Source organism: Leifsonia sp. LS1, assembly GCF_020521355.1.
Classification (GTDB): Bacteria; Actinomycetota; Actinomycetes; order Actinomycetales; family Microbacteriaceae; genus Leifsonia.
The window spans coordinates 570,710-583,540 of the sequence record NZ_BPER01000002.1 but is presented as its reverse complement, the minus strand read 5'-3'; the positions used below and the strand labels follow the sequence as shown (position 1 = coordinate 583,540).

13 protein-coding genes are annotated in these 12,831 nt (G+C 71.3%); 10 read left to right on the top strand and 3 right to left on the bottom strand.

Annotation, left to right across the window (positions count from 1 at the left end):
- The first annotated feature begins 25 nt into the window (after positions 1-25).
- The 3 genes from LLS1_RS06100 (at position 26) to LLS1_RS06090 (ending at position 3,834) form a co-directional block, all read left to right on the top strand.
- Positions 26-784, top strand: coding sequence for a fructosamine kinase family protein (locus tag LLS1_RS06100; protein WP_226654050.1), 759 nt, complete (start codon positions 26-28; stop codon positions 782-784).
- Positions 785-1,077: 293 nt separating this feature from the next.
- A complete protein-coding gene (locus LLS1_RS06095; RefSeq protein WP_223360420.1) occupies positions 1,078-3,372 on the top strand; it encodes a polyribonucleotide nucleotidyltransferase in 2,295 nt (764 codons plus the stop codon).
- Positions 3,373-3,483: 111 nt separating this feature from the next.
- Positions 3,484-3,834, top strand: coding sequence for a nuclear transport factor 2 family protein (locus LLS1_RS06090; protein WP_226654009.1), 351 nt, complete (start codon positions 3,484-3,486; stop codon positions 3,832-3,834).
- Between the two features lie 86 nt (positions 3,835-3,920).
- Here LLS1_RS06090 and LLS1_RS06085 read toward each other — a convergent pair whose 3' ends face one another.
- Complete coding sequence (locus LLS1_RS06085; RefSeq protein WP_223360421.1) at positions 3,921-4,382, bottom strand: Lrp/AsnC family transcriptional regulator; 462 nt, start codon at positions 4,380-4,382, stop codon at positions 3,921-3,923.
- 184 nt (positions 4,383-4,566) lie between these two features.
- Between LLS1_RS06085 and pdhA the strand changes: the two genes are divergently transcribed.
- From pdhA to LLS1_RS06070, 3 genes are read left to right on the top strand one after another with little or no spacing between them, the layout of a single operon-like run.
- On the top strand, positions 4,567-5,718 hold the full coding sequence (gene pdhA, locus LLS1_RS06080) for a pyruvate dehydrogenase (acetyl-transferring) E1 component subunit alpha (protein ID WP_374758240.1): 1,152 nt from the start codon (positions 4,567-4,569) through the stop codon (positions 5,716-5,718).
- Complete coding sequence (locus LLS1_RS06075) at positions 5,715-6,725, top strand: alpha-ketoacid dehydrogenase subunit beta (protein WP_226654008.1); 1,011 nt, start codon at positions 5,715-5,717, stop codon at positions 6,723-6,725. Before pdhA ends, LLS1_RS06075 begins: the two co-directional genes overlap by 4 nt.
- Positions 6,725-8,080 carry a dihydrolipoamide acetyltransferase family protein gene (locus tag LLS1_RS06070; protein ID WP_226654007.1) on the top strand — a complete coding sequence of 452 codons (1,356 nt, stop codon included), beginning with the start codon at positions 6,725-6,727 and terminating at the stop codon, positions 8,078-8,080. The genes LLS1_RS06075 and LLS1_RS06070 overlap by 1 nt, the downstream gene beginning before the upstream one ends.
- 11 nt (positions 8,081-8,091) lie before the next feature.
- Here LLS1_RS06070 and dapD read toward each other — a convergent pair whose 3' ends face one another.
- Positions 8,092-9,081 (bottom strand): 2,3,4,5-tetrahydropyridine-2,6-dicarboxylate N-succinyltransferase, encoded by a 990-nt coding sequence (gene dapD, locus LLS1_RS06065; RefSeq protein WP_223360424.1) that lies wholly within the window; start codon positions 9,079-9,081, stop codon positions 8,092-8,094.
- A gap of 17 nt (positions 9,082-9,098) precedes the next feature.
- On the opposite strand from dapD, the gene dapE reads away from it, so the two are divergent.
- The 3 genes from dapE to LLS1_RS06050 all read left to right on the top strand — a co-directional run bounded on the left by dapE (position 9,099) and on the right by LLS1_RS06050 (position 11,662).
- The gene (dapE, locus tag LLS1_RS06060; RefSeq protein ID WP_226654006.1) at positions 9,099-10,181 is read left to right on the top strand and encodes a succinyl-diaminopimelate desuccinylase; all 1,083 of its coding nucleotides are present in this window, start codon (positions 9,099-9,101) and stop codon (positions 10,179-10,181) included.
- The gene (locus tag LLS1_RS06055) at positions 10,150-11,400 is read left to right on the top strand and encodes a hypothetical protein (protein WP_226654005.1); all 1,251 of its coding nucleotides are present in this window, start codon (positions 10,150-10,152) and stop codon (positions 11,398-11,400) included. The genes dapE and LLS1_RS06055 overlap by 32 nt, the downstream gene beginning before the upstream one ends.
- 88 nt (positions 11,401-11,488) lie before the next feature.
- Entirely contained in the window at positions 11,489-11,662 is a 174-nt protein-coding gene (locus tag LLS1_RS06050) for a DUF3117 domain-containing protein (protein WP_021764147.1), read from the top strand.
- 89 nt (positions 11,663-11,751) lie between these two features.
- Here LLS1_RS06050 and LLS1_RS06045 read toward each other — a convergent pair whose 3' ends face one another.
- Positions 11,752-12,384, bottom strand: coding sequence for an O-methyltransferase (locus LLS1_RS06045; protein ID WP_226654004.1), 633 nt, complete (start codon positions 12,382-12,384; stop codon positions 11,752-11,754).
- A gap of 76 nt (positions 12,385-12,460) precedes the next feature.
- Between LLS1_RS06045 and LLS1_RS06040 the strand changes: the two genes are divergently transcribed.
- Entirely contained in the window at positions 12,461-12,817 is a 357-nt protein-coding gene (locus tag LLS1_RS06040) for a twin-arginine translocase TatA/TatE family subunit (protein WP_226654003.1), read from the top strand.
- Positions 12,818-12,831: the final 14 nt, after the last annotated feature.

The window sequence follows — 12,831 nt, the reverse complement described above, 5'->3', positions numbered from 1 at the left end:
GCGTAGCCTGGAACGCGTGCAGACCATCGTGAAGGAGCGCCGTGACGCGCCCGACCGGTTCTTCGAGGCGGAGGCCGCGGGACTCGCCTGGCTCGCCGCCGCCGAGAGCGAGGGTGGAGCGCGCGTCGTGCGGGTCGCGAGCGTCGCCCCCGGACGGATCGAGCTCGAGCGCATCGCCGAGGCGCGCCCCTCGGCCGGGGCCGCGTGCGACCTCGGCGCCGGGCTCGCCGCGACCCACGCCGCCGGCGCCGACGCGTTCGGCGCGCCGCCGGACGGATGGGGCGGTCCGCTCTACATCGGACGCCGGACGCTCCCGATCGCCCATGAGACGTCCTGGGGCCGGTTCTACGCCCGTGATCGCATCCGGCCGTACCTCGACGTCGCCGTGGAGGCCGGCACCGTGACGGCATCGCAGCTCCCGGTCATCCGGGCGGCCGTCGAGCGCGTCGAGTCCGGCGAGCTCGACGACGACGAGGCGCCCGCCCGCCTCCACGGCGACCTGTGGAACGGCAACGTGCTCTGGTCGCCTCATGGCGCCGTGCTCATCGACCCGGCCGCGCACGGCGGACACCGCGAGACCGATCTCGCGATGCTGGCGCTCTTCGGTGCCCCTTTCCTCGACGACATCGTGGCGGGGTACGACGCCGCGCGCCCGCTGCGTGCGGGCTGGCGCGCGCGCCTCCCGCTGCACCAGCTGCACCCGCTCGCGGTGCACGCGGCCGGCCACGGCCCGGCCTACGGCGCCGCGCTCGCCGACGCGGCGCGGGCGACCCTGGCGCTCTGATCCGCCCCATCCGCCGCCGAGGCGGCCTCGACTGATAGGATGCTGGGTGGTCGGCCGTGCGCCGGCCGACCGGAGCAGGCCGGCAGGAGCTGGTCCTCGGTGGTGGTATCCGGATGCCCGCGACGACAGCGTCGACGGAGCAGCCGTGTATTTCTACTGATGGCCAGACGGGCTCAGCCCACGCATTCGCCTGGGATGCCGCGTACACGCACAACTGTGTCGAACTGCCTGCTCGCTCCTTGGAGAGTCGCGCCCACACGGGGCCGCGACGTTAAACAAAGGAGAAAGACCTCTTGGAAGGTCCCGAAATCAAGTTCGCCGAAGCCGTGCTCGACAACGGCCGCTTCGGCACCCGCACCGTCCGGTTCGAGACCGGACGCCTCGCCCAGCAGGCGCAGGGCGCCGTCGCCGCGTACCTCGACGAGGAGACGATGCTGCTGAGCGCGACGAGCGCCAGCAAGCACCCGAAGGACAACTTCGACTTCTTCCCGCTGACCGTCGACGTGGAAGAGCGCTCGTACGCTGCCGGCAAGATCCCCGGCTCGTTCTTCCGCCGTGAGGGCCGCCCCTCGACCGAGGCGATCCTCGTCTGCCGCCTGATCGACCGCCCGCTGCGCCCGTCGTTCGTCGACGGCCTCCGCAACGAGGTGCAGATCGTCATCACCGTCCTGAGCATCGCTCCCGACGAGTTCTACGACGCGCTCGCCATCAACGCGGCCAGCGCCTCGACGCAGATCTCCGGTCTGCCGTTCTCCGGCCCGATCGCGGGTGTGCGCCTTGCCCTCATCCCCGGCAACGGACAGCACGAGGACCAGTGGATCGCCTTCCCGAAGGCGTCGCAGCTCGAGGAGGCCGTGTTCGACCTCGTCGTCGCGGGCCGCGTGCTCACCAACGAGGACGGCTCCGAGGGCGACGTCGCGATCATGATGGTCGAGGCCGAAGCCACCGAGAACAGCTGGAACCTCATCCAGGGCGGCGCCGTCAAGCCCAGCGAAGAGGTCGTGGCGCAGGGCCTGGAGGCGGCGAAGCCGTTCATCCGCCAGCTCGTCGGCGCCCAGACCGTGCTCGCCTCGCAGTCCGCGAAGGCGATCGCCGACTACCCGGTGTTCCTGCCCTACTCGCAGAACACCTACGACAACGTCGCCGGTCTCGCCTACGACGAGCTCGTGAACGTCTACCAGATCGCCGACAAGATCGAGCGCCAGAACGCCGACGACGCCCTCAAGGAGCGCGTCAAGGTCGCCCTCACCGAGAAGGTGGAGGCCGGCGTGCTCGACGCGGAGGTCCTCACCCAGTTCTCCGCGGCGTACAAGTCGGTCTCGAAGGTCGTCATGCGCGGTCGCGTGCTGCGCGAGGGCATCCGCATCGACGGCCGTGGCCTGACCGATATCCGTCCGCTCGACGCCGAGGTGCAGGTCATCCCGCGCGTCCACGGCTCGGCGATCTTCCAGCGCGGCGAGACCCAGATCCTGGGCGTCACCACGCTGAACATGCTCAAGATGGAGCAGCAGATCGACTCGCTCTCGCCGGTCACCAAGAAGCGCTACCTGCACCACTACAACTTCCCGCCCTACTCGACCGGTGAGACCGGTCGTGTGGGCTCGCCGAAGCGTCGCGAGATCGGGCACGGCTTCCTCGCCGAGCGCGCCCTCGTGCCGGTGCTGCCGAGCCGCGAGGAGTTCCCGTACGCGATCCGTCAGGTGTCCGAGGCCCTCGGCTCCAACGGCTCGACCTCGATGGGCTCCGTCTGTGCCTCCACCCTCTCGCTGCTGAACGCCGGCGTGCCGCTGCGCGCCCCGGTCGCAGGCATCGCGATGGGCCTGATCTCGGACGTCGTCGACGGTGAGACCCGCTACGCGGCGCTCACCGACATCCTGGGCGCGGAGGACGCGCTCGGTGACATGGACTTCAAGGTCGCGGGCACCAGCGAGTTCGTCACCGCCATCCAGCTCGACACCAAGCTCGACGGCATCCCGTCGTCGGTCCTGGCCGGCGCGCTGACCCAGGCGAAGGACGCCCGCACCACGATCCTCAGCGTCCTGAACGCGGCGATCGACACGCCCGACGAGATGGCCCCGACCGCGCCCCGCGTGATCTCGGTCCAGATCCCGGTCGACAAGATCGGCGAGCTGATCGGCCCGAAGGGCAAGACGATCAACGCCATCCAGGACGAGACCGGCGCCGACATCTCCATCGAGGAGGACGGCACCGTCTACATCGGCGCCGTCGACGGACCGTCGGCCGAGGCCGCCCGCGCGCAGGTCAACGCGATCGCGAACCCGACCAACCCGGAGATCGGCGAGCAGTTCCTCGGAACCGTCGTCAAGATCGCCGCGTTCGGCGCGTTCGTCTCGCTCCTGCCGGGCAAGGACGGCCTGCTGCACATCTCCGAGGTGCGCAAGCTCGCCGGCGGCAAGCGCGTCGAGAACGTCGAGGACGTGCTCGGTGTCGGCCAGAAGATCCTCGTGGAGATCACCAAGATCGACGACCGTGGCAAGCTCTCGCTCGCCCCGGTGATCGCGGACGAGGCCGACACGCACGGCCGCGACGCCGCGTCCGAGGGCCCCTCGGAGCCCGCGGAGGGCTGAGCCCCGCTCTGATCGCAGCCGAAGGCCGCGTCGACCACTGGTCGGCGCGGCCTTCGCGCGTCCACCCGGGATGCGCAAGGATGAGAGCATCCCACGACCGGAGGAGAGACCATGGCGGATGTGCGCGAACTGCTGGACGGCAACCTGCGACGCGTGTTCGGCGAGCGTGACGCCGCCGCCCGCCGCGGAGCGATCGACGAGGTCTACTCTGAGGACGTGCGCTTCAGCGACCCGGAGGGTTCGGTCGTCGGTCGCGACGCGCTGGCCGAGAAGGCCGCCGCGCTGCTCGACGGCGCTCCGGAGACCTTCGTCTTCGTCGCGGACGGACCCGTGTACGCTGGTGCCGACACCGGTGCGCTGGCCTGGGCCTTCGGTCCTGAGGGCGACCCGGTCGCCCGCGGCATCGACATCGTCACGGTCCGGGACGGCCGCATCGCGGAACTGCGCACGCTGCTGAGCTGAGGCGTCGCGCATTCACCGAGAGGGCCAGAAATGGGGCCGAATCCGCCGAGGCGGCTGACTCTGGGCCGCCTCGGCGACCGTCCGGGTCAGTCGCGGGTGAGCAGGGGGCGCAGGCGGTAGGGGATGAGCTCGCCCATGTCGAGCGAGGTCTCTGCGCGGACCACGCCCTCCGTCGACTGGATGGCGCCCGTGATCCGGAAGAGGTCCTCCGCGTCGCGGCTCACGACCCGCAGCAGCAGGTCCGACGCGCCGGACAGGCCGTGCGCCTCCACGATCTCGGGAATCGCCGAGAGGCGGTCCACGATCGCGGCGAGCTTCTGCTGCTGCACGTGCACCGTGACGTACGCGGCCAGCGGGTAGCCGGCCGCGCGCACGTCGATGCGCCGCTCGAACGACAGGAAGGCGCCGCTGCGCTCCAGCTCGGCGACGCGCGCCTGCACGGTGTTGCGGCTGAGGCCGAGCCGGTCGGCGAGGGAGACGTTGGTCGAGCGCGGGTCATCGGCGAGGGCGACGAGGATGCGGCGGTCGGTGCTGTCGAACGTGCGCATAGTGTGAAAGGTAGCACGGTCGTCCGCGCCCGGACAGTGCAGAGTGCACGGTCGACACGCCGTTGGTTGTGCGCCCTGATCGCGCAGCGTAGCCTTCCGAGTGATTCCGGCAATGAGGCCGGATGCCGGAGCCGGCCGCCACAAGCGCGTCGCTCCGGGCGTGAGAGTGAAGGTTGCGTGAACCGTGACGATCGACAATCAGCCTGGTGTGCACCTCGGCCGCGACGGCGGCCTCGATGACGTCCGCCTCCCCGCGGGCGCCGACACGGTCCAGCTCCTGACCCCGGCAGGGGAGCGGTTGAGCGACGTGCGGTACGACGCCTGGATCTCGGACATCGGCCACGACCAACTGCTCGACCTCTACGAGGACATGGTCGTGATCCGCCGCATCGACGCCGAGGCGACCGCTCTGCAGCGGCAGGGTGAGCTGGGGCTGTGGCCGCCCCTCCTGGGCCAGGAGGCCTCCCAGATCGGGTCGGGGCGCGCCCTGCGCTCGGACGACTTCGTCTTCTCCAGCTACCGCGAGCACGGTGTCGCCTACTGCCGCGGTGCGGGACTCGTCGACCTGCTGCGCGTCTGGCGCGGATCGGCGCAGAGCGGCTGGAACCCCTACGACATCAACATGGCGACGCCGCAGGTGATCATCGGCGCGCAGACGCTGCACGCGACGGGATACGCGCTGGGCATCCAGGCCGACGGGACGGACGCGGTCGCGGTCGCCTACTTCGGCGACGGCGCGACGAGCGAGGGGGACGTCAGCGAGGCGCTCATCTTCGCCGCGACGTACTCCGCGCCCGTCGTGTTCTTCTGCCAGAACAACCAGTACGCGATCTCGGAGCCGGTCGGCCTGCAGGCTCAGCGGCCGATCGCCGAGCGCGCGCCCGGATTCGGCGTGCCGAGCATCCGGGTCGACGGCAATGACGTGCTCGCCGTCCTCGCCGCGTCGCGTGCGGCGCTCGACCGTGCCCGCTCCGGAGGCGGGCCGACCTTCATCGAGGCGGTCACCTACCGCATGGGGCCGCACACGACCGCCGACGATCCCACGCGCTACCGCGACCCTGCGGAGCTCGACGAGTGGCGCGGGCGCGACCCGATCGCGCGTGTCGAGGCACACCTGGACGGCCTGGGACGGCTCGACGAGGCCCGTCTGACGGCCATCCAGGAGAAGGCCGACCGGGTCGCCGCGGAGATGCGGGCCGGCTGCCTGGCGCTGCAGGACCCGGACCCGCTCACCGTCTTCGACAACGTGTACGCCGAGTCCCACTCCGGCCTGGCCCGGCAGCGCGATCACTATTCGCGCTACTTGCGCACCTTCGTCGGAGGCGACGGACGATGACCGCTCTCACGATGGCGAAGGCCATCAACGCGGGCCTGCGCAAGGCCCTCGCCGACGACCCGCACGTCGTGCTGATGGGGGAGGACATCGGGACGCTGGGCGGCGTCTTCCGCGTGACGGATGGGCTGCAGACGGAGTTCGGCCCCCGCAGGGTGATGGACTCGCCTCTGGCCGAGTCGGGCATCCTGGGCACCGCCGTGGGGATGGCCTACCGCGGCTACCGGCCGGTGGTCGAGATCCAGTTCGACGGCTTCGTGTACCCCGCGTTCGACCAGATCGTCAGCCAGGTCGCGCGCATGCACTACCGGACCGCCGGCGCCGTGCGGATGCCGATCACGATCCGCGTGCCGTTCGCCGGGGGGATCGGCGCTGCCGAGCACCACTCCGACTCTCCCGAAGCGTACTTCGCGCACGCGGCGGGGCTGCGGGTGGTGAGCCCCTCGGATCCGCAGGACGCGTACACGCTCATCCAGCAGGCCATCGCGTCGGACGATCCCGTGCTCTACTTCGAGCCCAAGCGCCGCTACCACGCCAAGGGGGAGGTGGACGAGGAGGCCGCGCTCGCGGACGCCCGCCCGATGGGGACCGCGCGCGTCGTCGCAGAGGGCGGCGACGTCACGCTGGTCACCTACGGCGGTCTCGTGCAGCTGGCGCGGGATGCGGCCGTGGCGGCGGGCGACGAGGGCGTCTCGGTCGAGGTCGTCGACCTCCGCTCGCTCTCGCCGCTGGACCTGGACACGCTGGTCGCATCGGTGCGCAAGACCGGCAGACTGGTCGTCACGCACGAGGCCGCGCTGTCGGGCGGACTCGGCGCGGAGATCTCCGCCTCGATCACGGAACGCTGCTTCTACCACCTCGAGCACGCGCCGGTGCGGGTCACCGGCCACGACATCCCCTACCCGGCGGCCCGGCTGGAGCACGCACACCTGCCCGACCTGGACCGCATCCTCGACGGCATCGATCGCGCGATGGACCGGCCGAACTCGCTCACGGGGGTGGAGGACTGATGGCGGTCAAGGATTTCGCCCTGCCGGATCTCGGGGAGGGCCTCACCGAATCGGAGCTGGTGAGCTGGAAGGTCGCCGTCGGCGACAGTGTGCGGCTCAACCAGATCATCGCCGAGGTCGAGACGGCCAAGGCATTGGTGGAGCTGCCCGCGCCCTACGACGGGCGGGTGTCGCGGCTCTACGTCGAGCCGGGCGTGACGGTCGCGGTGGGGGAGCCGCTCGTCGCCTTCGAGGTGGCGGGTGCGGAGCCGGAGACCGCTCCCGCTGCCGCCTCCGGTGGCCAGGCCGAGGTGCCGGAGCCGACCCTGGTCGGCTACGGTGCCCGGCCCGACGCGACGTCGCGACCCGTGCGCCGGGCGCGGCCGGGCCTGACCGGGGCGCCCGGCGCGGCGTCGCACGGGCAGACCGCGTCCCCGATCGCTTCGACCGCCATCGCAGCCGCCACCGCCGCCGCCGCCGAGCGCCCGCGGGCCACACCGCCGGTGCGCAGACTCGCGCGGGAGCGCGGCATCGACCTCGCCACCGTCACCGGGACGGGCGAGCGCGGCCTCGTCACCCGCCAGGATCTCGACGCCGTGACCACATCGCCTCGCATGTCCGAGACCTCTGGAGCGAACCGCCTCCCGGTGGCCGCGGCCACGACGGCGCCCGCCCGGGGCGACACCCGAATCCCGATCCGCGGCGTGCGCAAGGCGACCGCCGAGGCCATGGTCCGCAGCGCGTTCTCCGCCCCGCAGGCGACGGTGTTCGTCACGGTCGATGTGACCGCCACCTCGCAGCTCGTCGAGCGGCTGCGGGCGCGCACGGAGACCGCCGAGGCCCGGCCGGGGCTCCTCGCCGTCGTCGCCAAGGCGCTCTGCCTCGCGATCCGTCGCACGCCCGACGTCAACGCGCGCTGGGACGACACCGCCCAGGAGATCGTGCAGTCGGGTGCGGTGCACCTGGGCATCGCCGCCGCCACGCCGCGCGGCCTGCTCGTCCCGGTCGTCCGCGACGCTGACCTGCTGCCGCTGCCGGAGCTCGCCGCCGCGATCCGCTCCCTGGCGGAGACGGCCCGGGCGGGACGAACCGCGCCGGCCGATCTGACGGGCGGCACGATCACGATCACCAACGTCGGCGTGTTCGGGGTGGACGCGGGCACGCCCATCCTGACGCCGGGGGAGGCCGCCATCCTGGCCCTCGGCGCTGTGCGCCGTCAGCCGTGGGAGCACGACGGGGCCATCGCGCTGCGCGACGTGGTCACGCTCGCCCTGTCGTTCGATCACCGGATCGTGGACGGCCAGCAGGCCTCCCGATTGCTCTCCGACGTCGGCCGCATCCTGCACGACCCGGGATCGGTGCTCGCCCTGGTGTGAGGGCGCGACCGTCAGGCGTGCAGCGCCGCGTTGAGCTCGACGCCCGAGCCGGCGCGGCGCAGCACCTCGACGGCTCCGCTGACGGAGTTGCGGCGGAAGAGCAGGCCGGGAACGCCTGACAGCTCGACGGCCTTGACCGTCTGGGGGCGGCCGTCGGCGGTGGGGGCCGCGTCGACGACGATGACCTTCGTGCCGGCCGTGACGTAGAGGCCCGCCTCCACGACGCTGTCGTCGCCGATGGAGATGCCGATGCCGGAGTTGGCGCCGAGCAGGGCACGTTCGCCGATCGCGACGCGCTGGGTACCCCCGCCGGAGAGTGTGCCCATGATGGAGGCCCCGCCGCCGATGTCGGACCCGTCGCCCACGACGACGCCCTGCGAGATGCGGCCTTCGACCATGGAGGAGCCGAGCGTGCCGGCGTTGAAGTTGACGAAGCCTTCGTGCATCACGGTCGTGCCCGGCGCGAGGTGCGCGCCGAGGCGCACGCGCGAGGCGTCGGCGATGCGGACGCGGTCGGGTGTGACGTAGTCGAGCAGGCGCGGGAACTTGTCGATGCCCGTGGCGTGGATGCCGGCGCGTTGCAGGGCCGGGCGCAGGCGGTCGAAGTCGGCCGGGAGGACCGGGCCGGCGTTCGTCCAGGTGACGATCGGGAGGTGGGCGAAGACGCCGTCGAGGTTGACCGTGTTCGGCGCGACGAGGAGGTGCGAGAGCAGGTGGAGGCGCAGGTAGGCGTCCGGCGTGGTGGCGGGGGGAGCGTCGAGGTCGATCTCGACGGTCACGATGTCGATGCGGACGTTCCGGCGGGCGTCTTCGCCGGCCAGGGCCTCGAGCTCGGCCGGGGCGATCCACGGCTCGCGACCGGCCGGGATGCCGCCGAGGCGCGGCGACGGGTACCAGGTGTCGAGCACGGTGCCGTCGCCGGCGACCGTCGCGAGTCCGTATCCCCACGCGGTGCGGGAGGCGGCGGGCGCGGGGGACTCGTCAGCAATCTCGGAAGGCATGGCTCTAGATTAGTAGGGTGCCTCTCGACCTCAGCGCCACCTCCACCGACCTCACCCGCCAGATCTGCGACATCGAGTCCGTCTCCGGGAACGAGAAGGAACTGGCCGACGCCATCGAGGAGGCCCTCGCCGGCCTCGACCACCTCGAGGTGATCCGGGACGGCGACACGATCGTCGCCCGCACGAACCTCGGACGGGATCGCCGTGCGCTGATCGCCGGCCACATCGACACCGTTCCCCTCAACGGCAACCTGCCGACGCGCTTCGAGACCGAGGGCGGTATCACCTATCTGTGGGGCCGCGGGACCGTCGACATGAAGGCCGGCACCGCCGTGCAGCTGAAGCTCGCCGCCGAGCTCACCGATCCCGCGATCGACGTGACGTGGATGTGGTACGACCACGAGGAGGTCAACGCCGAGCTCAACGGCCTCAACCGGCTCTCGCGCAACCGCCCCGATCTGTTCGCCGGAGACTTCGCGATCCTCGGGGAGCCGAGCAACGGCGTCGTCGAGGGCGGCTGCAACGGCAACCTCCGCGTCGAGGTGCGCGCCTTCGGCCTGCGTGCGCACTCCGCCCGCGGCTGGGTGGGCGAGAACGCCATCCACAAGGTCGCGCCCGTCCTCGACATCCTCGCCGCCTACGAGGCGCGCGAAGTGGAGGTCGACGGGCTCGTCTACAAGGAGGGGCTGAACGCGGTCGGGATCTCCGGCGGCATCGCGGGTAACATCATCCCCGACGAGGCGATGGTGCACATCAACTACCGGTTCGCACCCTCCCGCAGCTCGCAGGAGGCCATCGACCACATGCACGAGCTGTTCGGCGACTACGAGATCACCGTCGTCGACCGGGCGGACGGCGCACGCCCCGGCCTCGACGCACCGCTCGCACAGGAGTTCGTCGCTGCGGTCGGCGGCGTGGCCAAGCCGAAGTACGGCTGGACCGATGTCGCGCGGTTCAGCGCACTCGGCATCCCCGCCGTCAACTACGGCCCGGGCGACCCGCTGAAGGCGCACGCCGACGACGAGCGCGTCGACGTGGAGCAGATCGTCGCGGTGGAGGCGGGGCTCCGTGCCTGGCTCACCGGCGCAGGCTCCCGCTGAGCCGTCCGCCGCCGCGCGCTCCGCGGCGGCGGCGGCGCCGTGGTGGACCCGCTGGTGGGTCCGCGTGCTTGCGATCTTCGTCGCGAGCCGCGTCGTCACCACCGTCATTCTGCTGATCTTCGCGGCGAACCAGGGTCAGAACCCCTGGACCGGGCCGAAGCCGGACTACTTCTCGTTCGCGACCATCTGGGACGGCCTCTGGTACAACATCATCGCCGTCTCGGGGTATCCCTCGACGCTGCCGACCGACGGCGGGCACGTGACCGAGAACGCGTGGGCGTTCATGCCGGTGTACCCGGGCGTCGTGAACGCCGTCATGTTCGTCACGCGGTTGTCGTGGGCGCCCGCTTCGGTGCTGGTCTCCGTCGCCTGCGGTGCGGGCGCTGCGTTGGTGTTCCACCGCCTGCTGCGGCGCGTCGGGCTCTCGGAGTCCACCGCGCTGTTCGCGATCGTGCTGTTCTGCGTCGCACCGGTCTCGCCGCTGTTCCAGGTCTCGTACGCCGAGTCGCTGGGCATCCTGCTGCTGGCGGTCGCGCTGCTGCTGCTCGTCGAGCGCCGGTACGGCTGGCTGTTCCCCGTCACGCTCGTGATGGCGTTCACCCGCCCGAGCGGCCTCGCCTTCGCCCTCGCCCTCGGCCTCCACGTGATCTACCGCTGGGCGCGCCGCGGCACCGACCCTTTCCCGGTGCGCGAGCGCGTGCTGAGCGTGTCCCTGACGGTGTTCAGCGGGCTCGCGGGCCTCGCGTGGCCCGCGATCGCCGGGCTCGTGACGGGGTCGTGGACGGCGTACACCGACACGGAATTCGCCTGGCGCGCCGCGTACATCGGCTACGTGCACCTCGTGCCGTTCGCGCCCTGGTTCCAGGGGGCGCAGTGGTGGTCCACCGTGATGCTCGGCATCCCGGGCTGGGTCGGCATCGTCGCCCTGGTGGTGATCGTCGCGCTCTACGCCGTGCTGCTCTTCTCGCCCCCGGTGCGCCGGCTCGGACCCGATCTGCTGTTCTGGGTGATCGCGTACTCCGTGTACCTCTTAGCGGTCTTCTTTCCGCAGTCGAGCACGTTCCGGCTCCTCCTGCCCCTGTTCCCGCTCCTCGGTGTGCTGGCGCTGCCGCGCAGCCGCGTCTACCGGGTCCTGATGGTCGTGCTGTTCCTCGCGATGCAGGTCGGCTGGATCGCCATCTGCTGGGGCGTCGCGGGCGCCGACTGGTCGCCGCCGTGATCTCTGCGACCTTCGGCGTACGTCCTCGATTTCCACAGGTCGGCGCCGATGTCGGATAATAGGGGGACATCCACGAAAGGGGAGCTGCATGGCGGCCATGAAGCCGAGGACCGGGGACGGGCCAATGGAGGCTGTGAAGGAGGGACGGCTCATCATCGTGCGTGTGCCGCTCGAAGGCGGCGGACGACTGGTGGTCTCCGTCAACGACGCGGAAGCCAAAGAACTCCACGATGCTCTGGCGAGCGTCGTGAGCGCCTCCTAGACACGAACACCTCGAACGGACCCTGAGCGATCAGGGTCCGTTCGTCGTTTCCCGAGTGCGTGGCCCCGCCGGCGTGGCCGGGGCGCGGCTCACGGGGTCAGCTTGGTGAGCTGCAGGAGGCCGTCGCCCGCGGGCGAGAGGGCGCTGATGACAGCGCCGGAACCGGCCGTCTCGGTGATGAGGGTGCGGAACCCGGTCGCGATGTCGTCGCGGGCGGCCGGGTCGGCGACGCGGCCGCGCCAGAGCGCGCGGGCAACGAGCACCGTGCCGCCCGGGCGAACGAGCCGCAGACCGTGCTCGACGTATTCGATGACCGACTGCGGGTCCGCGTCGATGAAGACGATGTCGTAGGAGTTCTCGTTCATCCGGGGCAGGACGTCGAGCGCACGGCCCGTGATGAGGCGCACCCGGTTGGAGGCGATGCCCGCCTCGGTGAACGCGGTGCGCGCGTGCTGCTGGTGGTCGAGCTCCTGATCGATGGAGGTCAGCTGAGCGTTCGTCCCGCCGGTGAGCAGCCAGAGGCCGGAGACGCCGACACCGGTGCCGATCTCGACGATGTTCTCGGCGGCGGTGGCGGCGACGACGACGGCCGCCTGAGCCCCGGTGCTGGGCGAGATCGGGTCGACTCCCAGTTCCAGCGACTGCTGGCGGGCCCGCGCGATCACCTCGCTCTCGACGATGACGTCGTCGGCGAATCTCCAGTTCGAGTCCTTGTCTGACACAGCGCTCCTTGCCTCCGGTCCAGGATACGGCCCGGGAACCCAGCATCCGCGCAAGCCGGCACGATACTCTGAACGTGTGTTCGGTCTGACCTTCGACAAGCTGCTCATCGTCGCGGTGATCGCTGCCTTCGTCATCGGTCCCGAGCGGCTCCCCACCTACGCAGGCAAACTCGGCCAGTTCGTGCGCTCGCTGCGCGACTTCGCCAACGGAGCCAAGAGCCGCATGCGCGACGAGATGGGCCCCGAATTCGACGAGGTCGACTGGAAGAAGCTCGACCCCCGCCAGTACGACCCGCGCCGCATCATCCGCGAGGCGCTCCTCGACGACGCCCCCGCGCCCGCCAGCGCCATCAAGCCCGCGAGTCCCAGCGCCGCGGCACGCCGCGCACTGCCGGCGGGCGCCGTGCCGCCGTTCGACGCCGAGGCGACGTAGCCGGGCATCCGACC

What these genes read in the sequence shown, in the direction of transcription:
- LLS1_RS06090 (WP_226654009.1), top strand. Translation starts at nt 3,484, where the DNA reads ATGGCGGATGTGCGCGAACTGCTGGACGGCAACCTGCGACGCGTGTTC.
- LLS1_RS06070 (WP_226654007.1), top strand. Translation starts at nt 6,725, where the DNA reads ATGGCGGTCAAGGATTTCGCCCTGCCGGATCTCGGGGAGGGCCTCACC.
- LLS1_RS06075 (WP_226654008.1), top strand. Translation starts at nt 5,715, where the DNA reads ATGACCGCTCTCACGATGGCGAAGGCCATCAACGCGGGCCTGCGCAAG.
- LLS1_RS06085 (WP_223360421.1), bottom strand. Translation starts at nt 4,382, where the DNA reads ATGCGCACGTTCGACAGCACCGACCGCCGCATCCTCGTCGCCCTCGCC.
- LLS1_RS06050 (WP_021764147.1), top strand. Translation starts at nt 11,489, where the DNA reads ATGGCGGCCATGAAGCCGAGGACCGGGGACGGGCCAATGGAGGCTGTG.
- dapD (WP_223360424.1), bottom strand. Translation starts at nt 9,081, where the DNA reads ATGCCTTCCGAGATTGCTGACGAGTCCCCCGCGCCCGCCGCCTCCCGC.